24 protein-coding genes are annotated in these 21596 nt (G+C 70.2%); 10 read left to right on the plus strand and 14 right to left on the minus strand.

Translation table 11 applies throughout. From position 1 onward, the window contains the following. Positions 1–85: 85 nt before the first annotated feature. On the minus strand, positions 86–262 hold the full coding sequence (locus HNR01_RS23715) for a YdcH family protein (protein WP_017485312.1): 177 nt from the start codon (positions 260–262) through the stop codon (positions 86–88). A gap of 262 nt (positions 263–524) precedes the next feature. On the opposite strand from HNR01_RS23715, the gene HNR01_RS23720 reads away from it, so the two are divergent. Next, entirely contained in the window at positions 525–746 is a 222-nt protein-coding gene (locus HNR01_RS23720) for a YdcH family protein (RefSeq protein WP_017485313.1), read from the plus strand. Positions 747–820: 74 nt separating this feature from the next. Here the strand turns inward: HNR01_RS23720 and HNR01_RS23725 are convergent, their stop codons facing one another. Beyond that, positions 821–997 (minus strand): DUF3606 domain-containing protein, encoded by a 177-nt coding sequence (locus tag HNR01_RS23725; RefSeq protein WP_017485314.1) that lies wholly within the window; start codon positions 995–997, stop codon positions 821–823. A 243-nt stretch (positions 998–1240) separates the two neighbouring features. Between HNR01_RS23725 and purE the strand changes: the two genes are divergently transcribed. The 4 genes from purE (at position 1241) to HNR01_RS23745 (ending at position 4726) form a co-directional block, all read left to right on the plus strand. Beyond that, a complete protein-coding gene (purE, locus tag HNR01_RS23730; RefSeq protein ID WP_183670251.1) occupies positions 1241–1738 on the plus strand; it encodes a 5-(carboxyamino)imidazole ribonucleotide mutase in 498 nt (165 codons plus the stop codon). Positions 1739–1755: 17 nt separating this feature from the next. Then, positions 1756–2883 carry a 5-(carboxyamino)imidazole ribonucleotide synthase gene (locus tag HNR01_RS23735; RefSeq protein ID WP_017485316.1) on the plus strand — a complete coding sequence of 376 codons (1128 nt, stop codon included), beginning with the start codon at positions 1756–1758 and terminating at the stop codon, positions 2881–2883. Positions 2884–3258: 375 nt separating this feature from the next. Further along, positions 3259–4119 carry a tetratricopeptide repeat protein gene (locus tag HNR01_RS23740; RefSeq protein WP_026105647.1) on the plus strand — a complete coding sequence of 287 codons (861 nt, stop codon included), beginning with the start codon at positions 3259–3261 and terminating at the stop codon, positions 4117–4119. Positions 4120–4345: 226 nt separating this feature from the next. Next, positions 4346–4726, plus strand: coding sequence for a response regulator (locus HNR01_RS23745; RefSeq protein WP_017485318.1), 381 nt, complete (start codon positions 4346–4348; stop codon positions 4724–4726). Between the two features lie 22 nt (positions 4727–4748). On the opposite strand, the gene glpX is transcribed toward HNR01_RS23745, so the two are convergent. Continuing rightward, entirely contained in the window at positions 4749–5750 is a 1002-nt protein-coding gene (glpX, locus tag HNR01_RS23750; RefSeq protein ID WP_017485319.1) for a class II fructose-bisphosphatase, read from the minus strand. A 176-nt stretch (positions 5751–5926) separates the two neighbouring features. Next, positions 5927–7249 (minus strand): homoserine dehydrogenase, encoded by a 1323-nt coding sequence (locus tag HNR01_RS23755; protein WP_183670253.1) that lies wholly within the window; start codon positions 7247–7249, stop codon positions 5927–5929. A gap of 366 nt (positions 7250–7615) precedes the next feature. Between HNR01_RS23755 and HNR01_RS23760 the strand changes: the two genes are divergently transcribed. Next, on the plus strand, positions 7616–7915 hold the full coding sequence (locus HNR01_RS23760) for a hypothetical protein (protein ID WP_017485321.1): 300 nt from the start codon (positions 7616–7618) through the stop codon (positions 7913–7915). Positions 7916–7963: 48 nt separating this feature from the next. On the opposite strand, the gene HNR01_RS23765 is transcribed toward HNR01_RS23760, so the two are convergent. The 4 genes from HNR01_RS23765 to HNR01_RS23780 all read right to left on the minus strand — a co-directional run bounded on the left by HNR01_RS23765 (position 7964) and on the right by HNR01_RS23780 (position 11509). Next, a complete protein-coding gene (locus tag HNR01_RS23765) occupies positions 7964–8944 on the minus strand; it encodes a hypothetical protein (RefSeq protein ID WP_183670255.1) in 981 nt (326 codons plus the stop codon). Positions 8945–9051: 107 nt separating this feature from the next. Further along, on the minus strand, positions 9052–9417 hold the full coding sequence (locus tag HNR01_RS28075) for a hypothetical protein (protein WP_375373207.1): 366 nt from the start codon (positions 9415–9417) through the stop codon (positions 9052–9054). Positions 9418–9504: 87 nt separating this feature from the next. Then, positions 9505–10755, minus strand: a complete 1251-nt coding sequence (locus tag HNR01_RS23775) for a NupC/NupG family nucleoside CNT transporter (RefSeq protein WP_183670258.1) — start codon at positions 10753–10755, stop codon at positions 9505–9507. A gap of 91 nt (positions 10756–10846) precedes the next feature. After that, entirely contained in the window at positions 10847–11509 is a 663-nt protein-coding gene (locus HNR01_RS23780) for a class I SAM-dependent methyltransferase (RefSeq protein WP_246417630.1), read from the minus strand. A 51-nt stretch (positions 11510–11560) separates the two neighbouring features. Here HNR01_RS23780 and HNR01_RS23785 point away from each other — a divergent pair, with 51 nt between their 5' ends. Beyond that, a complete protein-coding gene (locus HNR01_RS23785) occupies positions 11561–12175 on the plus strand; it encodes a hypothetical protein (RefSeq protein ID WP_183670262.1) in 615 nt (204 codons plus the stop codon). Here the strand turns inward: HNR01_RS23785 and HNR01_RS23790 are convergent. Beyond that, a complete protein-coding gene (locus HNR01_RS23790; RefSeq protein WP_183670263.1) occupies positions 12154–13317 on the minus strand; it encodes a glycosyltransferase in 1164 nt (387 codons plus the stop codon). The genes HNR01_RS23785 and HNR01_RS23790 overlap by 22 nt on opposite strands. 83 nt (positions 13318–13400) lie before the next feature. On the opposite strand from HNR01_RS23790, the gene HNR01_RS23795 reads away from it, so the two are divergent. Then, positions 13401–14621 (plus strand): DNA topoisomerase IB, encoded by a 1221-nt coding sequence (locus HNR01_RS23795; RefSeq protein WP_183670265.1) that lies wholly within the window; start codon positions 13401–13403, stop codon positions 14619–14621. Between the two features lie 18 nt (positions 14622–14639). On the opposite strand, the gene HNR01_RS23800 is transcribed toward HNR01_RS23795, so the two are convergent. After that, a complete protein-coding gene (locus HNR01_RS23800) occupies positions 14640–15731 on the minus strand; it encodes a methyl-accepting chemotaxis protein (protein WP_183670267.1) in 1092 nt (363 codons plus the stop codon). A 322-nt stretch (positions 15732–16053) separates the two neighbouring features. Here HNR01_RS23800 and HNR01_RS23805 point away from each other — a divergent pair, with 322 nt between their 5' ends. Next, positions 16054–17469, plus strand: coding sequence for a cytochrome ubiquinol oxidase subunit I (locus tag HNR01_RS23805; RefSeq protein WP_153875556.1), 1416 nt, complete (start codon positions 16054–16056; stop codon positions 17467–17469). A gap of 63 nt (positions 17470–17532) precedes the next feature. Here the strand turns inward: HNR01_RS23805 and HNR01_RS23810 are convergent, their stop codons facing one another. The 4 genes from HNR01_RS23810 to HNR01_RS23825 form a co-directional block, all read right to left on the minus strand. Then, on the minus strand, positions 17533–18231 hold the full coding sequence (locus HNR01_RS23810; protein WP_017485331.1) for a response regulator transcription factor: 699 nt from the start codon (positions 18229–18231) through the stop codon (positions 17533–17535). 210 nt (positions 18232–18441) lie between these two features. Continuing rightward, positions 18442–19338, minus strand: a complete 897-nt coding sequence (locus HNR01_RS23815) for a GGDEF domain-containing response regulator (RefSeq protein ID WP_017485332.1) — start codon at positions 19336–19338, stop codon at positions 18442–18444. 111 nt (positions 19339–19449) lie between these two features. After that, positions 19450–19914, minus strand: a complete 465-nt coding sequence (locus HNR01_RS23820) for a hypothetical protein (protein WP_183670270.1) — start codon at positions 19912–19914, stop codon at positions 19450–19452. Between the two features lie 142 nt (positions 19915–20056). Beyond that, positions 20057–20302 (minus strand): hypothetical protein, encoded by a 246-nt coding sequence (locus tag HNR01_RS23825; protein ID WP_017485334.1) that lies wholly within the window; start codon positions 20300–20302, stop codon positions 20057–20059. Positions 20303–20744: 442 nt separating this feature from the next. Here HNR01_RS23825 and HNR01_RS23830 point away from each other — a divergent pair, with 442 nt between their 5' ends. Next, entirely contained in the window at positions 20745–21569 is an 825-nt protein-coding gene (locus HNR01_RS23830) for an FTR1 family iron permease (protein ID WP_183670272.1), read from the plus strand. Positions 21570–21596: the final 27 nt, after the last annotated feature.

Genomic DNA, 21596 nt, shown 5'->3' on the forward strand with positions numbered 1-21596 from the left:
CCAGGCGGCGGTGACGTCATCGTCCGAGTCGGGAGAGGAAGTGGAGCCGGCGGCGTCTCCCGGGGCGAGGCCGGCCGGGGCGCCGCTAGTGGAGGGTGTCTCCGCGCAGGCGCTCGATTTCGTCCTTGAGGTGCAGTTTCTTACGCTTGAGTTCGGCGATGCGGAGGTCGTCGCTGGCGAGGGACTGCATCGCGTCGTGAAGCTCGCGTTCCAGGGCTTCGTGCTTGGCGGCGAGCTGGCTCAAATGCGTCTGCAAGGACATGAGGTGTCGCTCCTGTCACTGTTTCGGACGCGGGGTAGACTGGCACAGGATGGCGGGCGTGTCGAAGCCATTCGGCGGCAAAATGGATCTGTGCGTAACAAGGTGATTTCAAATCTTCAGGAGGGCGGGCGAAGTGACGGCCGGAGCTAACCTTGGCCGTCGTCAGCTCCGACAGGGCGGGAGAACCGGCCCGCGCGCCTTGCCCCGGGGTCGGGCTTGACGCATGGTCGCCCCGGTCAAGACCGGTGATGTGTTTCGAGCAATGATGGCGGACGAGGTTGCCAACGATGCGGTCGCGGATCCGGCCGGGGAACTCAGTCGGTTGCGGGAAGAGCACCGGGATCTCGACGAGGCCATCGAGGCGCTGAAGCTCAGCGTCGCCGTCGATCAGCTCCAGTTGCAGCGGCTCAAGAAGCGCAAGTTGGTTCTGCGCGACCGGATCACCCATCTCGAAGACCAGATCACGCCGGACATCATCGCATAGAAAGAGGCCGGGAAGGGTTCTCCCGCCCGACCTCGGGCCCGCGATGCTCGCCGGCGTTTATGATGTGCGACAAACTATTTGGCGAGATAGGCCGAGACGCTCGACACACGGGTTCCGACCATCCGGACCGCCTTGCGCAGGCGTTCGTCGGAGACCTGGAGCAGGTCGGCCCAGTGTTTGCGGGTGGTGCTGTCGTGAATATCGATATGGGTGGAGTTGCGGGCGCGCGTGGTCTGGTCCGCGGAGGACATTTGAGGGCTCGCTGAGGTAAGGGGTCCGGCCGTCGATGGCCGTTTCCTGCACAACGTGGTCGGTCGATTTTGGCTCCGGCCGATGAGGCGAGAATCCGAAGGATTTTTGCCCGCCGGGAGCGGCCCTCTGGACCCGTCTCAACACCTCGCGTGACGGGCTGCCTTGCCGGGGTGCTGCGGCCCCTGTTATTCGGCCCTCTCGCGGGCTGACAGGCCCGCTCCCTCGTAATGGGCCAGACGACGATGACGGGATCGCCCCCGGTCGCGATCATCATGGGAAGCCAGTCGGACTGGGGGACCATGCGCAATGCCGCCGAGACGCTCGACGCGCTCGGCATCGCCTATGACGCCCGCATCGTGTCGGCCCACCGCACCCCGGACCGGCTCGTCGCCTTCGCCAAGGGCGCCCGCGAGGCCGGCTTCAAGGTGGTGATCGCGGGCGCGGGCGGGGCGGCGCACCTGCCCGGGATGACGGCGGCGATGACGCCGCTGCCGGTCTTCGGCGTGCCGGTCGAGTCGAAGGCCCTCTCGGGGCACGACAGCCTGCTCTCCATCGTGCAGATGCCCGCCGGCATTCCCGTCGGCACGCTGGCGATCGGCCGGGCCGGTGCCGTCAACGCCGCCCTGCTCGCCGCCGCCGTCCTGGCCCTCACCGATGCGGACCTCGCCGGGCGGCTCGATGCCTGGCGCGCCCGCCAGACCGAATCCGTCGCCGAGCGTCCGGACCCCTCCCAAGCCTGACAACGACACGAATCGCCATGGCCTCTTCCCCCTCCACGCCGAACGTCCGGCCCGGCGGCACCCTCGGCATCGTCGGCGGCGGCCAGCTCGGCCGCATGATCGCGCTGGCGGCCGCCAATTACGGCCTCAAGGTCCACATCTACGCTCCCGACGCCGACAGCCCGGCCTTCGACGTGGCCCACGCCCACACGCTCGCGCCCTACGACGACGCGGCGGCGCTCGCCGCCTTCGCCGATGCCTGCGACGTGGTCACCTACGAGTTCGAGAACATCCCCCACGCCACCGCCGCTGTGCTGGCCGAGCACGCGACCCTGCATCCGAGCGCGACGGCGCTGCTCACCACGCAGGACCGTCTCTCGGAAAAGGATTTCGTCAGTTCGCTCGGCATCCCGACGGCGCCCTACCGGGCGGTCGATTCGGCCGAGGACCTCGCGCGGGCGCTGGAGGCGCTCGGCCGTCCCGCCGTGCTGAAGACGCGGCGCTTCGGTTACGACGGCAAGGGCCAGCGCATGATCCGCGAGGGCGACGACGCGGCCGCCCTGCTGGCGGAGTTCAAGGGTGTGCCCTGCATCCTCGAAGGGTTCGTGCCGTTCGAGCGCGAGATTTCCGTGGTCGCCGCCCGCGGCCCCGACGGAGCGTTCGCGGCCTACGACCCCTGCGCCAACGAGCACCGCGACCACATCCTCGCCTTCACCCGCGTGCCCGCCCCGGGGCTGACGCGCGCGACCGGCGACGCGGCGGTGGCCATCGCCCGCGCCATCGCCGAGGCTCTGGACTATGTCGGCGTGCTGGCGGTCGAGATGTTCGAGATCGCCGGGCCGGAAGGCGCCGCCCGCCTCGTCGTCAACGAGATCGCGCCGCGGGTTCACAATTCCGGGCACTGGACGATCGAGGGCGCGCTGACCTCGCAATTCGCGCAGACCGTGCGCGCCGTCTGCGGCTGGCCGCTGGGCGACACCGCCCGCACCGGCGGCATGGCGGTGGAGATGGAAAATCTCATCGGCGCCCAAGCCGATGAATGGGCCGGCCTGCTCGCCGAGCCGGGCGCCCATCTCCACCTCTACGGCAAGGCCGAGGCCCGTCCCGGCCGCAAGATGGGCCACGTCACCCGGCTCATCTCGCCCGGCTCATCTCACCCGGCCTAAGCTTGAGCATTCGATCTGTCGCCTCGCCGCAACAGCAAACCACAGTCGAGCGCCGTTCGAAGCCCTCCGTGAAAGCGTGAGGACGGGGGCCACACCTTCGCCACATCCCGAGGTTTCAGCGGAGAGGACGGGGCGTCCGCGCAAGCACCGTGCGTGTTCTCCGGCTTCCCGCCGGACGAGCCCGCCCGCGCTTTCCGGATTCGTCTCGGAAAATCTCCGCCTCGAGGCACGGCCCGCGCCGGCGAGGCGGATGTTTTGCGAGAACGTTTAAGCGCCCATTCACCGTGTTGCGGCAGCGTGCGCGACGGGATGATCCGGGCCCTTCAGGGGCCGCCGCGGAGATCCGGACGAGCGGGCGCGGGGGAGAACGTGAAGATGATCGGGATGACGCTGGACGGACGCAAGGCGAGGCGGATCGGTGCCCTCGTGCTGACCGCCGCGGCGCTAGCCGGCTGCGAGACCTACGGCAGCGCGACGGCTCCGCGCCAGTTCGCGGTGCTGGAGACCGACACCACGGGCGCCACCAACGTCAACATCGCCTCGCTCAGCGACGTGATCTCGCGCAACCCGTCGGATGCGGGCGCCTACGTCACCCGCGGCGCAGCCTATGCCCGCTCGGGCCAGTTCGGCGAGGCGATCTCCGACTTCTCGAAGGCGATCCAGCTCGACCCGAACTCGGCCTCGGCCTACAACAACCGGGCGCTGGCCTACCGCCAGACCGGCCGCAACGATGCGGCGATGCAGGATTTCTCGAAGGCGATCGCCACCGATCCGAACTTCTCCGCCGCCTATATCGGCCGAGCGAACCTGGAGCGCGCGCAGGGCGACCTCAACGGGGCGCTCAACGACCTCAACGTCGCGATACGCCTCGCCCCCGAATCGGCCGAGGCCTACCATGCCCGCGGCCTCGTGCGGCAGAAGCAGGGGCAGAACCCGGAGGCCATCGGCGACTTCGCGGCGGCCATCGACCGAAACCCCTTCGTCGCCGCGCCCTACGCCGCCCGCGGCCAGAGCCTGATCTCGCTCGGCCAGTACGACAAGGCGATCGAGGATTTCAACGCGGCGCTGAACGTCAACTCCAAGGATGCCGCGTCCTGGGCCAATCGCGGCCTCGCCTACGAGAAGACCAACCGCCGCAAGGAGGCGAGCGAGAGCTACCAGCAGGCCGCCCGCCTCGATCCCAACAACGCCGTGGCCAAGCAGGGCGTCGGCCGCATGCAGGGCGGCCTTTTCTAGGGCATCGCTTCCTCGGACATCGTCTCCAGGGCTTCTTGGGGCCGCCATCCGGCCCGCTGCGCGGGGCGGGCTGCCGGAGGGCTGGGCGCCGGGTTCCGGCGCAGGCGCAACCGCGCTCCGGTTGCGGGCAACTTGAAATCTGTGAAGAGGCTTATCCGGACGGCCTTTCCCGCACTATACTCCCAGTTCCGACGCGATCACGAACGGGTCGGGGGAGGGTAGGCCCATGCCGGATGGATCCGAACTGCTCAACGGAAGACGCGTCCTCGTCGTCGAGGACGAGTACTTCATCGCCGACGACATGCGGCGCGTGTTCGAGGAAAACGGGGCTCAGGTGATCGGCCCCGTGGGCAGCATCGACGATGCCCTGGCGATCATCGACGAGACCCCGCGCATCGACGGCGCCGTGCTCGACATCAACCTGCGCGAGGTCATGGTCTTTCCCGTCGCCGATGCGCTCAGAGCACGCGGCGTGCCGTTCGTCTTCGCCACCGGCTATGAGGAGAACGCCGTTCCCAAGCGTCTGCGGGACGCGATCCACTGCGAGAAGCCGATCGAGCCGGTTCGCCTCGCCAAGGCGCTGTTCGGCCGGCCGGTCGCCTGCTGAGGCGGACGGCGGGCCGGGGCGATCAGCCCGAGCCCGGCGCGCTCTCTAGCCGGCGGTGTTCGCAGGCGATGCGGCGGACCGTGCCGGTGTTCGAGCGGTAGACCACGGTTTCCGTCTCGATCAGGCCGGGGCGGAATCGCACGCCCGAGAGCAGCGCCCCCGTGGTCACGCCGGTGGCCGCGACGATGACGTCGCCGCGGGCCATGTCGTGCATGTCGTATTTCCGGTTCGGGTCGGTGATGCCCATCTTGGCCGCCCGCGCCCGCTTGTCGGCGGAATCGAGGATCAGCCGGCCCTGCATCTGGCCGCCGATGCAGCGTAGCGCGCTCGCCGCGATGACGCCCTCGGGGGCGGCGCCCGTGCCCATGTAGATGTCGACGCCGGTCTCGTCGGGCTTGGTGCAGTGGATGATCGCGGCGATGTCGCCGTCCGAGATCAGGCGGATGCCGGCGCCGGTATCGCGCACGGCGGCGATCAGGTCCATGTGGCGGGGCCGGTCGAGGATGATCGCGGTGATGCCCGAGGGCTCGACGCCCTTGGCGCGGGCGAGCGAGGCGATGTTCTTGGCCGGACTCCAGTCGAGATCGACCGTGCCGGGCGGGTAGCCGGGGCCGATGGCGATCTTCTGCATGTACACGTCGGGCGCCGCGAGCAGCGAGCCGCGCTCGGCCAGCGCCATCACGGCGATGGCGCCCGGCATATCCTTGGCACAGAGCGTGGTGCCCTCCAGAGGATCGACCGCGATGTCCACGGAGGGGCCGCGACCGGTGCCGACGCGCTCGCCGATGAACAGCATCGGCGCCTCGTCGCGCTCGCCCTCGCCGATCACCACGCTGCCCTCGATCGGCAGCGCCATCAGCTCCGTGCGCATGGCGTCGACGGCGGCCTGATCGGCCTCCTTCTCGCGGCCGTGCCCCCGCAGGCGGGCCGCGGCGATGGCGGCCGCCTCGGTCACCCGCACGAGTTCGAGCGTCAGGCCCCGCGCCGTGGGATCGCTGAAGATCCCGGTATTGACCGCCGACATCGCGCTCCGTTCCTTATCCCCGGGGCCCGGCCTGTTCTCGGCCGGTGCCGATTGCCGTCCATCGCCCCGGCCGCGCTCGGGAGCATGCGGGACGAGACGCGGGGTCATGACATTTCGTTCCTGCCGGAACGGTATTTCCGGCAGAATCCTGCAGGAAAAAGAGGTCGGCGCCCCGATTATTCGCGTTCGATCCGGATCAGCTGCGGCGCCTCGGCGAGCAAACCGTCGCGGTCGATGGCGGCCAGCGCCTTCCGCACGTTGCCCTCGGTGGCGGCGTAGGTGATCAGTACCAGCGGCACCGGCTGGCCGGACAGGCCCTGCGGGTCGCTGGAGGCGGCCTTGGCGGAGCGGCGCTGGACGATGCTCTCGATCGAGATGTTGGCCTCCGCCATCCGGGTGGCGACGCCGGCCGCGACGCCGGTACGGTCGTGCACGGTGAGCCGGATGTAGTAGCCGCCCTCGTGGCGCTGCATCTCGACCCGTCGGGGCGGCGCGAGGCGGGCCACCGGCTGGCCGAAGGTCGGGCGAACAAGGCCGAACGCGACATCGGTGATGTCGGCGACGACGGCCGAGGCCGTGGCCGCCCCGCCGGCGCCGGGGCCGATCAGGGTCAGTTCGCCGACGGCGTCGGCATCGACGGTGACGGCGTTGGTCACGCCCATCACCTGGGCGATCGCGGACGCCTTCGGCACCATGGTCGGGTGCACGCGCTGCTCGATACCCTCGTCGGTCGCCTGGGCGACGCCGAGGAGCTTGATGCGGTAGCCGAGTTCGTCGGCCATGGTGAGGTCGAGGGGCTGGATCGCCGAGATGCCCTCGACGGACACGCCCTCGGCGTCGATCTCCACGCCGAAGGCGAGGCTCGTGAGGATGGCGAGCTTGTGGGCTGTGTCGAATCCCTCGACGTCGAAGGTCGGGTCGGCCTCGGCATAGCCCAGCGCCTGCGCGTCCTTGAGGCAGGCCTCGAAGGTCAGCCCTTCCGCCTCCATGCGGCTGAGGATGTAGTTGCAGGTGCCGTTGAGGATTCCGTAGACGCGGCTGATCGCGTTACCGGACAGCCCCTCGCGGATCGCCTTGATCACCGGGATGCCGCCCGCCACCGACGCCTCGTAGGCGAGCGCCACGCCGCGCTCCTCGGCCATGCGGGCGAGCGCCGCGCCGTGGTGGGCGAGCAGCGCCTTGTTGGCGGTCACGACATGCTTGCCGGCGCCGAGCGCCGCCTCGACCGCCGCCTTGGCCGCGCCCTCCGAGCCGCCGACGAGTTCGACGAAGACGTCGATCTCGCCCGAGCGCGCCAACTCGACCGGGTCGTCGAACCAGTGCAGGCCGGAGAGGTCCACGCCGCGGTCGCGGCTCCGGTCGCGGGCGGAGACGGCGGTGACGGCGATCGTGCGCCCGGTCGCGGCGGTGAGCGCCTCGGCGCGGCGGGCGACCATGCGCAGGACGGAGGCACCGACCGTGCCGAGCCCCGCAATGCCGAGGCGAAGGGTCTGCGTCATGGAAGTTCGCACCGTAATGGACGTTGGCACCGGACCTGTTCCGGAACGCCGCCCGACGATCGACGCGGACCGAAGACCGCCTGGGCGGCGGTTTTGCGAGGGGCGCGGGGACACGTCCGGAACGGCGCGCACTTCTGCAACGATTTGGGGCCGGTGCGCAAGGAAACGGGGCGGAAGGACCCCTCGGCAGCCGTGGCCCGACGCCCGCCGAGGACGGTCGGCGGGATCGGTCCTGCCGAAGATCGGCCTCAAATCGCGCGCTCTTCTCTGTCGCTTGGCACCGCCACGCTCGAGCGCCGGGCTCGGCGGCGATGCCGGCAGCGATGCGATGGCGCCGTAAGGCGCGATTTTCGAGGAGATTCGACGATGAGGGGCATCCTTCTCGGCGGCGTGGTCGCGGGCGCGATGGCGCTCGGCGCGGCGCCCGCCGCCCAGGCAAGGGATGGTATCGGTCCGGGCGGCGCGGCCGCCCTCGGCGTGCTCGGCGGCCTCGCGGTCGGCGGAGCGATCGCGGCCGCCAACGATCCGTATTACCCGGGCAAGCCGGTCTACCGGGCGCCGCCGCCGCCGGTCTATGTCGAGGGCCCGATCTGCCATTTCGAGCGCCGTGAAACCATCGATCCCTACGGCGACATCTACGTCCGGCGCGTCCGCGTCTGCGAGTAACGTCGACCTCCCTCTCCGCTCCGCGGGGAGGGAGCACGAACCGCGATCTCAGCGCGGCTGCAGGCTGTCGACCACCTGGCGGAACAGCGGCAGCATCTGCTCCCGCTGGTCGGCGCGGGTGACGCCGACGGCGCGGATGTAGCCGTCCGGGTTGAAGCGGATCGTCTGCGAGACCACCACCGGCTGGCTCGACGGGATGTCGATGGCGCGGGCCACGATCTCGTGCCAGTCGACGCCGTTCTGGCGGTAGTTCTGCGAGCGCTCGATGACGAACTCCTTCATCGTCTGGTTCGCGTAGAGGGAGGCGCGGGCGAAGCCGTCGCGCTGCTCCTGAGGGGTCGCCTGCTGTACCGCCTGGGCGACGACGAGGATCGGCTGTTCCAAGTTGGAGACCTGATCGCGCGGGCCGAGCGTCAGCAGAACGGAATTGCCCGCCAGCGCCCGCACCGGGCGGAAGCCCGCGAGATCGCCGATGCGGAAGGGCAGAGCGGCGACCTGATCGTCGAGGCTCAGCGCCCCGCGGATGCGCACGCCCGTGAGCATGCCGCGCATGGTCTCGTCGGTCTCGGCGCCGACGGCGGCCTGGGCGATGATGATGCCGGTCACTTCCGTCGCGCCGACGATCAGGAGCCACTTGCGCGCGGCGGGCATGCCCTGGCCGTCGGCAGGCGTCGGCTCGCCGGTGAACAGCACGCCCTCGGCGCCGCCATCGAGCGTGACCGGTTCACGGCTCTGGACGACGAGGCCCTGCGTCTTGAGATTTTCGTCGGTGAAGCTCTGCTTGAGTTCCGGATAGGCGCCGGCCGGCAGTTCGACCACGGAGAGCATCGCGCCGCCGCCGATCCGCTCGAAGCCGGTGAAGCGCTTCGAGGGCACCATGTCCGAGGGGGGCTTGAAGCCGAAGCGGGAGCTCGGAGGAAAGACAGCCTCCTCGGCGCGCGCCGGCGATGGGGGAAGGAACACGGCCCCCGCCAGCACCGCCGCCGCGAGGAAGGCGGCACGCCCGCGGGAGAACAGACGCAACGGCATCACAGGTTGTCTCCGAAGAGCCTTTCTCGGCTGGGGCTCATTCGCGATGGGTCGTCCGCCGCGGATATCCTGTCAAGCGCGGCCGAGTGCCGAACGCCGCGCCGGGATCACCGCCCGCGCCAGCGCCGCCATTGCCGCTCGATCCAGCGGGCGGACTTCTCCATCGGCACCTTGAGGCCGGGCACGTCCTGGGCCAGCAGCGCGAGGCCGAGCGGCAGCATCCACAGGCCCAGCACCGGTAGGATCGAGAAGATGCCGCCGAGGATCAGCAGGATCGCGGCCAGCAGCCGTACGGGAAAGCGCGCCGGCTCGCGCAGCCACCGGACCGCGCGCTGCGCCCAGTCGGGCAGTTTTTCGCTGGCGCGGTCGACCCGCTCGTCCCAGTCGCGCGCCGTGACCGGCGCCGGGCCCTGGGTTTCGGCGCGCTTGCCGGTCTGTGTGACTGGCGTCTGTGTGGCTCGGACTTGTTCCATGGCGTGCGGGTTCTCCATCCTCTCAGAATGAGGATGGGGACCGAAAGGTTCGCCGGCAGTCGCTCGTCCGGTCGCTCGCCCTGCCGGTCACCCGGCGATGAACAATCCGGCGATGGCCGCGCTGGTGAGGTTCGACAGGGTGCCCGCCAGGATCGCCCGCAGGCCGAACCGGGCGATCTCGGGCCGGCGCTCGGGGGCGAGGCTGGTGAAGCTCGCCAGCTGGATCGCCACCGAGGTGAGGTTGGCGAAGCCGCACAGCGCGAAGCACAGGATCGCGCCCGTGCGCGGGTCGAGGGTGCCGGCCTTCAGGGTCGGCGAGAGGCTGGCATAGGCCAGGAACTCGTTGAAGGCGATCTTCTGGCCGATGGCCCCGCCCACGAGGGTCGCCTGCTCCCACGGCACGCCGAGGAGCCAGGCCAGCGGCGCCAGCACGATGCCGAGGATGCCCTCGATCGAGAGGCCGGTGAAGCCGAACACGCCGCCGGCCCAGCCGATCGCCGCGTTCACGAGGGCGATCAGTCCGACGAAGGCGATCAGCATCGCCCCGACGGCGACCGCGACGCCGAGGCCCTTCTGCGTGCCGTCGGCGGCGGCCTCGATCAGGTTGGCCGCGCGCGCCTCGCCGAACTCGACCTGCGTGGTGACGATCCGTGTCGGCTCGGTCGAGGGGACGAGGATCTTGGCGTAGAGCAGGCCGCCGGGGATCGCCATGAACGAGGCGGCGAGGAGATAGGGCATCGGCACGCCGAGCGCGGCGTAGCCGGCGAGGATGGAGCCGGCGGTCGAAGCCGCTCCGCTCGTCATCACGGCGAACAGTTCGGCTCCGGTGAGCGTCGCAAGGAAGGGGCGGAGCGCCACGGCGATCTCGCTCTGCCCGATGAAGATGGTGATGACCGCCGAGAACGATTCGATGGCCGAGGTGCCGAGCACCTTTCGCAGGCCGGCGCCGAGGAAGCGTGCCAGCGCCTGCATCACCCCGAGATGGTAGAGCACGCCGATCAGCGCGGAGACGTAGAGGATCTGCGGCAGGACCCTCAAGGCGAGGATGAAGCCCGAGCCGCCGAACAGCTCGAACATCCGCGGCTCGACGAGGCCGCCGAACAGGAAGGCGGTGCCCCGGTCCCCGAAGGAGAGCACGGTGGTGACGCCATCCGCCACCGCGCCGAGGGCCGCCTGCCCGGCGGGCACGAACAGCATCAGCGCGCCGATCCCGACTTGAAGCGCCAGGGCGGCGAGCACCATTCGCGGACGGATCGCCCGCCGGTTCACCGAGAACAGCCACGCCACGGCGAGCAGCAGGGCCAGGCTGGCGCCGGCATGGAACAACCTGTCGAGCATGCTTTTCGCACCGGCCGAGGAGAGAACGTGGCGCCCGGCCGGATGCGTGATCCGGGCCAGGGCGGCAAGGGAGGCCGGCCGCGGCGCCGGTTCAGGCGAAACGCCAGACCGAGGAGCGCTTGATCTCGGCATCTTCCAGCGCCCGCGTGACGGGCACTTCGTAGGTCGCGACCGCGACGAGCCGCTCGCGGGGCAGGTAGGAGCGGCCGGGATCGCCGATCAGGACGGTGCGCCCGCGTCCGTGCAGGTCGCCGAGCCAGCCGCCGACCGCGGCGGCGAGGTCGCGCTCGTAGAAGATGTCGGCGGCGAGCACGCACTCGGCGTCGGAGCCGATCAGGTCGCTGCCGTCCGCGGTGATCCGCGCGGCCACGCCGTTGGCCGCGGCGTTGAGCGGGATCGCGTGCAGCGCGAACGGGTCGAGATCGCTGGCGGTGACATGGGCCGCGCCGGCCATCGCCGCGGCGATGGCGACGAGGCCCGAGCCGGAGGCGAAATCGACCACCCGCCGCCCCGCCACCGTCGCAGGGTTGTCGAGGATGTAGCGGGCGAGCGCCTGTCCGCCGGCCCAGGCGAAGGCCCAGAACGGCGGCGGCAGTCCGATCGCCTCCAGCTCCTCCTCGGTCTTCTGCCACAGCGCGGTGGCCTCGTCGGCGACGTGCAGCACGATCTCGGGGGCGTGCGGCACCGGCCGCAGCGCCGTTTGCTCGCGGATGAAGCGGGCGGGGTCGCGCGTCGGCGCGCCGGGATTTGCCAAGTCAGGCCTCATTTGGCATTGATACTTCGTCATTCGCCGAAGATGATTGACATGGACGAAAATAATCTGATCATATTTTCCGCCCGGCCATTAAACCTCGAGGAATATAAGATTTTCCAGGAATTGTCCTGGAAAAGATATCGGGATGCGGTGGGAGCTCGACGCATTTTGCATTCGAGAACCGGAGCAATCGGAACCGGTTTCGTCATCTTGATCTGCTTGACGGTGGGAATGAGCGAGTTCTTTCTCGTCAGACCTCTTGAGCTCATCGGTTTTGATGGGAGCGTGGCTGTCAGCGGGGCATGGGTAATCGCGACGACCTTGTTCCTGTTCGTGTCCGGGGCGTCGTCGCAATGGGAGAATCTGCGCATTTTGGCCTCCCAAGCCGCCGAGACCGAGTGGGCCGCTCAAATGAGGATGGCGTGGACGGGCGCACGAATCGATCACCGCGGCATTACCGTCGAGGGCTCCCATGCCACCGTCTTCCAGGCTTGGCCGGTTCTGACGGGTGTGCACTCCGAGGGCGGATTGCTCCTTTTCGAGAGCGATGGCGCGATCCTGATCGCTCTGCCCGAAGCCGCGATACCGGCCGGCGAGCGCGATCGGATCGTCGACTATTGCGCGGCCCGCATTGATCGGACGCGTCAGGCCAGTAGCTCCGCGTAGAGCCCCGCCACCGTCTCGGCGACGGCCGCTTCCGTGTAGCCCCCCTCGAGGATCCGCGCCCGCGCCGCCGCGCCCATCCGCGCGACGAGCGCCGGATCGGCGGCGAGCCGGGTCAGCGCGGCGGCGAGCGCGGCGGCGTCGCCCGGCGGCATGAGCAGCCCCTCGATACCGTCGCGCACGAGGTCGCGGCAGCCCGGCACGTCGCTGGTGAGGATCGCCCGGCCGCAAGCCGCCGCCTCCAGCAGGGTGCGCGGCAACCCCTCGCCCCCGCGGGAGGGCAGGGCACCGACATGGTGGACGGCGAAGGCGCCGGCCACGTCCCCGGTCGGCCCGTGCCACGTCACGCCGTCGTGCGACCAATTCCGCAGGGTCGCCTCCGGGATCGCCCGGCGGTTCGAGGGGTCGGGCGCGCCGTAGAGCGAGAGTTCCACCGCCGCGCCTCCGGCGCGGGCCTGCCGCACCCCCTCGACGGCGACGTCGATGCCCTTCGACCACAGCATCCGCGCCACGATCGCGACCCTGAGCGGCGCCGGCGGCGGCAGGGGACGGGGGGCGAAGGCCTCGGGATCGACGCCCGCGCCGCCGACCAGGGTGACGGCGGTGTCGGACGGGTCGAGGCCGAGCGCGCGGGCATCGTCCGGGTTCTCGAACAGGAAGCGGGTCTGCCGGCTCGCCAGCGGGCCGCGGATCAGACCTTTCAGCGCCAGCCGCGAGAGCCGTCCGGTCGCGTCCTCGCGCGCGCCGAGCAGGCCGAGGCCGGTCAGCGCGAAGACGCGGCGGGGAATGCCGGCCATCGCCGCCGCCGTGCCGCCGACGAGGATGCCGCGCAGCGCGACGCAGTGGACGATATCGGCGCTCAGGGCCTTGAGGATGCCCGAGAGCTGGCCTGCCGCGTAGCCCGCGGCCATCGGGTTGAGGCTGGAGCGCTCCGCCTCCAGCGGCACGACGCGGATGCCGGCCGCCTCGATCACGGCGCGGTGCGCGCGCACCCGCGTCACCACCGCGACCGAGAGCCCCATCCGCAGGGCGGCGCGGGCCATCGGCAGGAAGTGCGAGGCGAAGAACCAGTCCTCGGTCACCACGAAGACGAGGCGCTTGCCGGCCAGGCTTTGGCCGGAACGGGATTGGGCTGAGGCGGTCATCCTGCGGGGCCATAGCACGGGGGGCGTTGCGGAACAGCGCCGGCTTCAATCCGGTTGTTGCCCCACGGATCAGGGAGGGCGTCATGCTGTCGGACGAGGTCGGAGCCGGCGTGGTCGATCCCCGCGAGGCCGCGCGGGAGGCCGGCCTGCGCTACGTGGACGATTCCAAGCCCGGCCTGCGGCGCAAGCGCAACGGCAAGGGCTTCCGCTACATCGATCCGAAGGGCGCCGCGGTCCGCGACCCGGACGAGATCGCGCGGCTCAAAAGCCTCGCCATCCCGCCGGCCTACACGGATGTGTGGATCTGCCCCCATCCGAACGGCCACATCCAGGCGACCGGGCGCGACGAGAAGGGGCGCAAGCAGTACCGCTACCATCCCCGCTTCCGTGAGGCGCGGGAGGCCTCGAAGTTCCATCGCATCATGGCCTTCGCCGAGGCGCTGCCCGGCATTCGTCAGCGCATCGACGCCGATATGGGCAAGCGCGGCCTGCCGCGCGAAAAGGTGCTCGCCACCGTGGTCCACCTGCTGGAGACCACGCTGATCCGCGTCGGCAACGACGATTACGCCCGCTCCAACAAGAGCTACGGCCTCACCACGCTACGCGACCCGCACGTGAAGATCGCCGGCTCCGAGATGCGCTTCCGCTTCAAGGGGAAGAGCGGCAAGGAATGGTCGGTCTCGATGCGCGACCGGCGCGTCGCCAAGATCGTCAAGGCCTGCCAGGACCTGCCGGGCCAGGAGCTGTTCCAGTATCTCGACGAGGATGGCGAGCGGCGCGACGTCACCTCCTCCGACGTCAACGCGTATCTTCGCGAGATCACGGGCGAGGATTTCACGGCGAAGGATTTCCGCACCTGGGCCGGCACGGTCCTCGCCGCCCTGGCGTTGCAGGAGTTCGAGGCGTTCGACAACGCGGCCAAGGCCAAGAAGAACCTTCGCGCGGCGATCGAGTCGGTATCGTCCCGGCTCGGCAACACGCCGACGATCTGCCGCAAGTGCTACATCCACCCGCAGATCCTCGACTGCTACCTTGAAGGCGGCATGCTCCTGCAGGTGAAGGAAGCGGTCGAGGGCGAACTCAAGAACGGCCTCGATGCGCTGCGCCCGGAGGAGGCGGCGGTGCTGAGCCTGCTGCGGGGTCGGCTGGAGCGGGCGGCGGAGGCGGCCGGGGCCGATTCCGACAGCCCGGGCGGCACGGCGCGAATCGAGCCGCCGCGTCAGACCGGAGGCCGCCGGGCGAAGGGTTCCGCCGCCAAGGCACCCGGCACGAAGCGCAGCGCCGGAGGCCGCCGGGCGGCGTGAACCGGTGTCGGGATCCGATCAGGCCCCGCTTTGGACGATGGCGCCGTACCAGCCCAGCCCGCGATAGGTCTCGTATCCCGGTGTCCGGTGGAAGGCCGTCACGGCGCCCGTCCGGGCATCGCGCACGAGACCGCTCTCCCGCCCGTGCAGGTCCGCGGTGAGCGTCTCGGTGAGGATGCCTCGACCATCGGAAGCGGCGAGGATGCGGTTCTGGGCATCCACCAGGACCACCCGGGTGCGCGCCCGGTCCTCCTGCGCGATCCGCACGCCCTCGACGATGGCCTTCGCCTGGGATTCCCAGTCGAAATGGATCGCCAGCACGCCGCAGGCCGGTCCGCCATCCGCCGCGTAGATCCCGGCGGCATAGGTCGCCACCTGGGCGCCGCCGAGCTGCCCCTCGCGGCGGACGTCGCCGGCAACGTAATCGTCGCCGCCGCGAAGACGGATCGCATCCCGGAACCACGTCTCGCCCGCGACGCTGCGCCCGCGCACGCCCGGGTAGCGGGCAGGCCGGCCATTGGCGAGGACGGTCCCGTCGCGGCCGCACAGCCAGAGATCGAGATAGACGGTGTAGGCCGACAGGATCACCCTGAGCCGCTGCGCCGCGTGGTCGGCGACGGCCGCGCCGTCCCCGTTCGGCCGGGCGGCGCAGGCCACCACGGCGGCATCGGTGGCCCACCAGCGCACGTCGCAGGTCCGCTCGTAGAGGTTGCGGTCGATCAGCTCGATGGCGTTGAGGGCGAGATCGACCAGGCGCTCCCCTTCCGCCTTCGCCGTCATCGCATCGACACCGTGCTGCAGTTCGGCGATCCGCGTCGTCAGCCCGACCTCCAGTTCCTGCGCCAGCGCCTCGATCTCGGCGCCGATGCCGCGCACCTCCTGCGCCACCACCGAGAAGCCGCGCCCGTGCTCCCCGGCGCGGGCCGCCTCGATCAGGGCGTTGAGGGCGAGCATCTTCGCCTGGGCGGTGATCTGCCGGATGCGTCCGACCCGGTCCTGGGCGATGCGCCCGACTTCCCGGGTCAGGTCCGCGATGGTCGTCGGCCCGCCATCCGGCTGTTGCGCGACCGCGCCGTGCAACGGGGAGGGAACTGGTGCTGGTGCCGTCATGGCGGTGACCCGGTCTGCGTGTGGGCCATTGTTCTGATTTCAAGATTAACATAGGTGTAATAAGGCGCTCTCCCATGTCGAAGGCACGCTCGCCGGAAAGCCGCGTCCGTCGACGAGCCACCCGCCAGGGTCCGGCGACGAACCCCGTCGCGGCGGCCGGCGCGGCCCCGTCGCGACGCGACGGCTCGCCGCGATTGCCCGGCGCCGCGAACCGCGGCCCGGAACTCCGGTTGAGGAAAGTGACCGCTGTAGCCTACGCTGCCGCGCGAGACCCGCTGCCGCGCTCGGATCGCGGCCCCTCTACGGTCAGGAAGGCGATGCGATGGAACTTGATGCCCTGATGCTCTCGCGCATCCAGTTCGGCTTCACGATGGCCTTCCACATCATCTTTCCGGCCTTCACCATCGGCCTCGCCGCCTTCCTCGTGCGGCTGGAGGCGCAGTGGCTGTGGACGCGGAACCCGATGTACCGGGTGCTCTACCGCTTCTGGGTGAAGGCCTTCGCCGTCTCCTTCGGCCTCGGCGTCGTCTCGGGGATCGTGATGAGCTACCAACTCGGCACGAACTGGTCGCGCTACTCCGACTTCACCGGCAACGTGCTCGGTCCGCTGATCCAGTACGAGGTCATCACCGCCTTCTTTCTCGAAGCAGGCTTCCTCGGAATCATGCTGTTCGGCTGGGACCGGGTCGGCGACCGGCTGCACTTCCTGGCGACCTGCATGGTGTCGCTCGGCACGCTGATCTCGGCCTTCTGGATCCTGTCCGCCAATTCCTGGATGCAGACGCCGGCGGGCTTCACGATCGAGAACGGCCGGGCGGTCGCCACCGATTGGTGGCAGGTCATCTTCAATCCGAGCTTCCCGATCCGCTACGCGCACATGGTGCTCGGCTGCTTCCTCACCACCGCCTTCGCGGTCGCCGGAATGGCCGCCTGGATGATCCTGCGCGCCCGCAAGGAGCCGCCGGCGAAGGTGCAGGGCGCGCGGGTCTCGCTCTCCATGGCCCTGTGGTTCGCGCTGATCTTCACGCCGATCCAGATCTTCGTCGGCGACACCCACGGCCTCGGGGTGCTCAAGCACCAGCCGACCAAGCTCGCGGCGATCGAGGCGAACTGGGACACCCAGGCCAACATGCCGCTGCTGCTGTTCGCGATCCCGAACATGGAGGCCGAGCGCAACGATTTCGAGATCGGCATCCCGAAGCTCGGCTCGTTCATCCTGACCCACGACTTCTCCGGCGTGGTCCCGGGCCTGAAGGACGTGACGCCGGACAAGCGCCCGCCGGTCTGGCCGGTCTTCTACTCGTTCCGCGCCATGGTCGCGATCGGCATGGCCATGCTGCTGCTGAGCCTGTGGAGCCTGTACCTGCGCTGGAAGGGAACGCTGTTCACGAATCGCGTCTTCCTCACCTGCGCCATGCTGATGACGCCGTCCGGCTTCGGCGCGGTGATCTTCGGCTGGTTCACCGCCGAGATCGGGCGCCAGCCCTACATCGTCTACGGTCAGCTCAAGACGGCGGACGCCCACTCCCCGCTCACCGCACAGGCGGTGACGACCTCGCTGATCGCCTTCATCGTCGCCTACGCGATCATCTTCGGCTTCGGCAGCTACTACCTGGCCAAGCTCCTGCGCAAAGGCCCCGAACCGTTCGAACCGTCGGTGCCGGGCGAGGATGTCGGCCGCAAGCCCAAGCGGCCACTCTCGGCGGTGGACGAGCGGCTGGAGGCGCGGACGGTCTGATCCCCGGCTCGTTCGACCCCGTCGCGATGGCGGGGGCGGGCTCGCTCAGCCGGAGATCCCGTCTCAGGCCCGGGCGGCGAGGGGGGCGTGGCGGGCGGGGCCGCGCGGCGTCTCGGTGTCGAGCACCGGAGCGAGGCCGAGCTGCCGGGCGAGCGTGACGAGATCCTTCAGGCGTCCGGTCTGCGTCTTGCGGCGCAGGTTCAGCCGGTGGGTCTCGACCGTCCGCACGCTCAGCGAGAGCCGGCGGGCAACTTCCTTGTTGCTGAAGCCGGCACTGAGGAAGCGCAGAACCTCCGCCTCGCGCGGCGTGAGGCCGACGGCCGGATCCTCGGCCGCGTCTCGGGAGGCCGCCGCCGGGGCCGGCCGTGCCCCCGTGGCGAGGGTGATCACGCTGGCGCAGACCTCTTCCGCCGGAGTGCCCGTGCCGACGAAGGCGTCGGCGCCGGCCGCGATCAGCCGGTTCATCGCCGATGCGTCGAGGGTCCGGACCACGGCCAGCACCCGCAGCCAGGGCCGTCCCTCGCGCAAGGCCGTGATCCGGGTGCAGCCGACCTCCGCCCGGGCCCCGTCCACCGGGACCAGGGCCACCGCCGGCCTCGGGCCGCCCCGAACGAGGTCGTCCTCGTCGATCGTGCGCAGGGATGGTGCGTGCTCCAGCCCCGCCCGCAACCGGTCGTCCAGCCCGGCCGGCTCATCGACGATCAACAGCTCGACGGCCCGGCCGGCGGTGTGGCTGACGGTGTGATTGACGGCTTGACTCATGCCGCTCCCCTCTCGTCCCGCCGCAGAACGGTGCGGCTCGTGCGGAGGAGGAAGAACAAGAGTCGTTCCAGCGGCTTAGGGGGCGATTCGGGTGCCGAACCGTCCCCCTGCGGCGCCGCCAGGCCGCCGGCGTCCCGCTTCGGGACGGCCGGGAGCGGGCCGTTTCCCGTTGCGGTGCGGTCGCGAGGACCGGTCGCGCGGGTCGGCGTCTCAGCCCGCCCGGGCGAGGACGAGATCGGTCATCGCCGAGACCACGCGGTTGCGCCCGGTCGTCTTGGCCTCGTACAGGGCGATGTCCGCCCGCTTCAGGAGGCCCTCGACGGTCTCGCCCTCGGACCACTCGCTGACGCCGAAGCTGCAGGTGAGCCGCACCGGCCCCTTGGGCGAGCGGATGAGGAGGTCGGAGGCCTTGAGCCGCAGGCGGGCGGCGATCGTCTCGGCATCCGCGAGGCGCTGGCCGGGAAGCGCCACCGCGAATTCCTCGCCGCCCAGGCGCCCGGCAATGCCCTCGGCCTCGAGCAGACCGGCCACCGCCTTGATCGCCGCGTCGCCGACGTCGTGCCCGTGCTCGTCGTTGATGCGCTTGAAATGGTCGATGTCGAGGAGGACGGCGCAGAGATGCCCGAAGGAGCCGGTCCTCTGGGCGGCCTCGCGCGTGCGGTGCAGGAAGGCGCGGCGGTTGAGAAGGCCGGTGAGCGGATCGGTCTCGGCGAGCCGGATCAGTTCGCCCTGCAGGGTGGTGAGGCGCTCGGCCGCCCGCAGGCGGGCCTGCAGTTCCTCGGCGCCCGGCGGCTTGTCGATGAAGTCGTCGGCGCCGCTGTCCAGCGCCTCGGCGAGGTTGCGGGCGTTGCGGGCCGAGGACATGGCGATGATCGAGAGCGGGCGGCTCGACTCGGCCAGCAGACGGGCCGACCAGCACAGCTCCAGCCCGCTGAGCGGCCGGACCTCCAGGCTGGTGATCAGGGCGCGGACCTTCGGCGTGTCGGTGACGTAGGCGAGGGCCTCGGCGGAATCGGTGAACTGCGTCACCACATGTCCGCGCGGTTCGAGCATGCCGGCCACGATCCGCAGAACGACGCGACTCGAATCCACGATGACGATGTGCACGGCGCTGGCCCCCCTGAACGAGGGAGATTGTGCGCAAGACAAGTTAAGGGGCCGTCTAGAGCGGCGGTCCGGCCGGCGGTCGCGGAGGCGCCGGCTCGCCGCCCGACCGGATTAGCGGGCGCGGGCGGGCACCCGGACCGAGACCACCTGCGCGCCGCCCTCACCCTCGGAGCGGGGGGCCGGATCGGTCCAGATTCCCTTGGGATCCTTCGACAGAACGCGGGCGCCGGGCCGCCGGAGCGCGGGGCGGGCGCCGACCGAGCCCTGGCGCTCGATCACGGTGAGCGTCGGGCGCGCGGCGGGGGCGTCACGGATGCCGGCGACGGTGGGAACGCCGTAGGTGCCGTAGCCCCAGGCCGGCGGCACGATCCGGCTCGTGCTGGGAAGCCGCGTGAACGGAGCGCCGACATAGGAGCCCTCGACCAGCGGACCGGCGAAGCGGTACCCGCCATCGCCGTACCCGTAGGTGGATGCGTAGGTGGACCCGTACGGGTCGGCGGCAGCGGCCGAGGCGCCGAGGACCATCAGGGTGGCGAGACCGGCTCGGGCGAGGATGGTATGCGGGGGGCGGCGCATGGATCGAGGCTTCTCCGGTGGCGCATTCCGAGGGGCGCGATTCGAGTCGTGAAAGCGGCCGCGCCCATGCTCGTTCCACCCGCCCTCGTCCCGCCAGCCGATGCAGAGTGCTGAGACGGGTGCCGTGCCGGCCGGTGCCGGGTCAGCGGCAGATCGTGACGCGACGGACGATCCAGCCTTCCCCCTCGATCCACAGGCGACGGCGCTGCTTGTTGCAGTTGGCGCTGTCCTCCTCGCTGTCCGAGGCCGTGGCCGTCTGGGAGACCTGGGTCGCCTCCGCCATCTGCGTGGCGCTGCGGCCGGCGGGCGGAGCGGCGAGGGCGGGCCCTGCCGTCAAGCCGATCAGGACGAGGCCGAACGCGGCCGCGGCGGTGGGATGCGCGATCATGGTATCCTGCCCGCGCGCCGTGGCGGGCGCGCTTCAACGGTTCAGCTGGAGCGGCCGGTGGCCCGCCGTGCAGGCGCCGCCGCATTTGCATCAACAATCCCCAACGTGGCCATTGGGTTTCGCGCGACCTTCCGGAAAACGGCGAAAATTTGTCAGTCGCCCGCGGTATTGCCTGCGGCGCTCGGGCGCGATCTCGCCGGCTCAGGCCGATGCTTGCGAGAAAGGTGCAAAGAGTTGTACTGGCACACCGAGCGAAAAAACGCCGCTTCGTCGCTGGGAACTGGTCCGATCTTCTTGTTAGGAACGTTTCTAAGCTGCGATTTGCATTAGAATATTAGGACGGCGTGACCAGTATTCGCGATGCTCGCGAGGAGCTGTGTCGCCGTTGAGGCAGACAATCCGCCGGGATGCCCGTCCCGCGGATCGAAACGGGAGCAATCGGATGGCGGACGGATCGACGTTCGTGCAGGCTTTCATCATCCTGTTCCGCGAGGGACTGGAAGCTCTGCTGGTGATCGCGGCGCTCGCCGCCTTCCTTCGCCGCGCGAATGCGGCGGAGCGGATCGCGCCGGTCTATATGGGCGCGCTCGCCGCCGTCGTCGCCAGCGTGGTCATGGCGTGGGTGTTCGCGACCTTCTACGACGGCAACCACAGCGACCTGTTCGAGGCCGGAGTGATGCTCGCGGCCGCGGTGCTGCTGTTCTACATGAGCGGCTGGATGTTCCTCCGCCAGGATCCGAAGGCGTGGCAGGCCGATCTCAACCGGCTCGCCGAGCGGGCCCTCGGGGCGGGCACCGTGCTGTCCCTGGCCGGCATCGCCTTCCTCGCGGTGTTCCGCGAGGGCGCCGAGACGATCCTGTTCGTCCACGCACTCGCCAAATCCGGCAGCGGATTCGACGCCTCGCTCCTGAGCGGCCTCGCGGCGGCGGCGCTGGCGCTGGTGGCGATGTTCGTGGCGATGCAGTGGCTGGCCCTGCGCCTGCCGCTGCGCCCGATGTTCATCGTCACTTCCGCCTTCCTGTTCTTCATGGGCCTGCGGATGGTCGGCGAGGCGTTCCAGGAGCTGCAGGAACAGGCGCTGATCCCCTTCACCACCGAGGGCGTGCCCGCCTTCGTGTCCGACTGGGGCCTCAGCAACGGCAGTTGGGAGGCGCTCGGCACCCAGCTCGTGATCCTGGCCGTGGCCGTGGCCGCCGCCCTGGTCAGCCTCACGCGCAAAGGCGCCAAGGAGTCCCGCGAGGGCCGTCCGGTCTCGGCCGCCTCCTGATCCGCGAACCGGCGCCCGCTCCGAAGC

Origin of the sequence: Methylorubrum rhodesianum (assembly GCF_014199985.1) — a bacterium.
Classification (GTDB): domain Bacteria; phylum Pseudomonadota; class Alphaproteobacteria; order Rhizobiales; family Beijerinckiaceae; genus Methylobacterium; species Methylobacterium rhodesianum.

What these genes read in the sequence shown, in the direction of transcription:
- HNR01_RS23715 (WP_017485312.1), bottom strand. Translation starts at nt 262, where the DNA reads ATGTCCTTGCAGACGCATTTGAGCCAGCTCGCCGCCAAGCACGAAGCC.
- HNR01_RS23720 (WP_017485313.1), top strand. Translation starts at nt 525, where the DNA reads ATGATGGCGGACGAGGTTGCCAACGATGCGGTCGCGGATCCGGCCGGG.
- HNR01_RS23725 (WP_017485314.1), bottom strand. Translation starts at nt 997, where the DNA reads ATGTCCTCCGCGGACCAGACCACGCGCGCCCGCAACTCCACCCATATC.
- purE (WP_183670251.1), top strand. Translation starts at nt 1,241, where the DNA reads ATGACGGGATCGCCCCCGGTCGCGATCATCATGGGAAGCCAGTCGGAC.
- HNR01_RS23735 (WP_017485316.1), top strand. Translation starts at nt 1,756, where the DNA reads ATGGCCTCTTCCCCCTCCACGCCGAACGTCCGGCCCGGCGGCACCCTC.
- HNR01_RS23740 (WP_026105647.1), top strand. Translation starts at nt 3,259, where the DNA reads ATGATCGGGATGACGCTGGACGGACGCAAGGCGAGGCGGATCGGTGCC.
- HNR01_RS23745 (WP_017485318.1), top strand. Translation starts at nt 4,346, where the DNA reads ATGCCGGATGGATCCGAACTGCTCAACGGAAGACGCGTCCTCGTCGTC.
- glpX (WP_017485319.1), bottom strand. Translation starts at nt 5,750, where the DNA reads ATGTCGGCGGTCAATACCGGGATCTTCAGCGATCCCACGGCGCGGGGC.
- HNR01_RS23755 (WP_183670253.1), bottom strand. Translation starts at nt 7,249, where the DNA reads ATGACGCAGACCCTTCGCCTCGGCATTGCGGGGCTCGGCACGGTCGGT.
- HNR01_RS23760 (WP_017485321.1), top strand. Translation starts at nt 7,616, where the DNA reads ATGAGGGGCATCCTTCTCGGCGGCGTGGTCGCGGGCGCGATGGCGCTC.
- HNR01_RS23765 (WP_183670255.1), bottom strand. Translation starts at nt 8,944, where the DNA reads ATGCCGTTGCGTCTGTTCTCCCGCGGGCGTGCCGCCTTCCTCGCGGCG.
- HNR01_RS28075 (WP_375373207.1), bottom strand. Translation starts at nt 9,417, where the DNA reads ATGGAACAAGTCCGAGCCACACAGACGCCAGTCACACAGACCGGCAAG.
- HNR01_RS23775 (WP_183670258.1), bottom strand. Translation starts at nt 10,755, where the DNA reads ATGCTCGACAGGTTGTTCCATGCCGGCGCCAGCCTGGCCCTGCTGCTC.
- HNR01_RS23785 (WP_183670262.1), top strand. Translation starts at nt 11,561, where the DNA reads ATGGACGAAAATAATCTGATCATATTTTCCGCCCGGCCATTAAACCTC.
- HNR01_RS23790 (WP_183670263.1), bottom strand. Translation starts at nt 13,317, where the DNA reads ATGACCGCCTCAGCCCAATCCCGTTCCGGCCAAAGCCTGGCCGGCAAG.
- HNR01_RS23795 (WP_183670265.1), top strand. Translation starts at nt 13,401, where the DNA reads ATGCTGTCGGACGAGGTCGGAGCCGGCGTGGTCGATCCCCGCGAGGCC.
- HNR01_RS23800 (WP_183670267.1), bottom strand. Translation starts at nt 15,731, where the DNA reads ATGACGGCACCAGCACCAGTTCCCTCCCCGTTGCACGGCGCGGTCGCG.
- HNR01_RS23805 (WP_153875556.1), top strand. Translation starts at nt 16,054, where the DNA reads ATGGAACTTGATGCCCTGATGCTCTCGCGCATCCAGTTCGGCTTCACG.
- HNR01_RS23810 (WP_017485331.1), bottom strand. Translation starts at nt 18,231, where the DNA reads ATGAGTCAAGCCGTCAATCACACCGTCAGCCACACCGCCGGCCGGGCC.
- HNR01_RS23820 (WP_183670270.1), bottom strand. Translation starts at nt 19,914, where the DNA reads ATGCGCCGCCCCCCGCATACCATCCTCGCCCGAGCCGGTCTCGCCACC.
- HNR01_RS23825 (WP_017485334.1), bottom strand. Translation starts at nt 20,302, where the DNA reads ATGATCGCGCATCCCACCGCCGCGGCCGCGTTCGGCCTCGTCCTGATC.
- HNR01_RS23830 (WP_183670272.1), top strand. Translation starts at nt 20,745, where the DNA reads ATGGCGGACGGATCGACGTTCGTGCAGGCTTTCATCATCCTGTTCCGC.